Origin of the sequence: Halorubrum sp. Atlit-26R (assembly GCF_003666015.1) — an archaeon.
In the GTDB taxonomy this organism is placed as follows: domain Archaea; phylum Halobacteriota; class Halobacteria; order Halobacteriales; family Haloferacaceae; genus Halorubrum.
The window spans coordinates 1-1,082 of sequence record NZ_QPLT01000087.1 but is presented as its reverse complement, the minus strand read 5'-3'; the positions used below and the strand labels follow the sequence as shown (position 1 = coordinate 1,082).

Below are 1,082 nucleotides of genomic sequence, written 5' to 3'. Positions count from 1 at the left end.
TACACGAACCCGCTGAGCAGAGCCGACTACGGGGACTGACCGAGAAAGCTCTCGACACATCGCCAGCAAATATTGGTGTGGCCGGTCGGCCACGTCTCGATGGGTTCCAACCGCCACTGGTCGGGGTGTTTGTCACGTCTGCAGCGCGGCAACGAAGATCCCTGCATCGGGATGTGCAACGTTTTGGAGTCTGGTGATGTGCAGATGGTGTTGATTCTCGATCGTACTTCTCGCTCCTCACGTTCTGTGATTTCACGGCTGGTTCTTTGCATATACTCGTTAGCGGATCCACGCGTTTAACGCGTTGGGGGCTGCGAAAACAGGCGTTTAGCGGTGTGAAACCTAGCCGGTTTTGAGTGCGTTGCGGCGCACGGTTTTATATCACAGACTGTCATGATACCTGATACATGAGTACCGCCGGTGGCAGTGTTGGAGAACTCTCGTATGGGTCGTTCTACCTGCCTGCTGCCGCGTTCGGCTACCTCTCGACACAGCCAGGAAGCGAGTTCCACCAGTACATCGCGAACATCAACGTGCCGTTGGTGAGCATTGACCAAGTCCACCTACTGTACATTCTGTACGGTCTCACGGTGGTGTCGTTCCTTGGTGCGATCCAAGCGCATGGCATCGCACGTGCGATCTACGGGCCTGATGGACCGTCTGATCGTCCGAAACACGGGACAGTGCAGATTCAGCATGAACTTGCTATCGTTCTTGGAATCGAACCTGAACGGGTGCCGATCGTTCCATGTCGTATTGGTCAGCGTGGTTTTATTCCGGAGTTCCTGAGTTACATGCTGTATCTGAGCAACAAGCTGCTCGGTTCGCTTCCGGAGTCCTCACCGGAACGCCAAGAGGTAGAGCATTTGATCGAGGACACCCCGCCGCGTCATCGGCTTGAGATTGGAGTACAGCAACTTGGTGAGTTCTACGGAGAGTTGCGTTGGCGGATGGCTCCGAAAGTTCTGTATTTCCTCCCGATGGGGTTGCTCAAGCGCTTGAGTTGGCTATCGTTCTTATCTCTAGTCGCGTTTGGCGTGCTCTCGTCTTTCGGTTATGCAGTGATTCTGCTCATTCTCGCG

At 54.6% G+C, this 1,082-nt stretch carries 1 protein-coding gene; it reads left to right on the top strand.

The window, feature by feature from the left end; genetic code table 11:
• Positions 1–407 precede the first annotated feature (407 nt).
• A partial coding sequence (locus DVK07_RS19425) for a hypothetical protein (RefSeq protein WP_147441243.1) occupies positions 408–1,082 on the top strand: 675 nt, incomplete at its 3' end.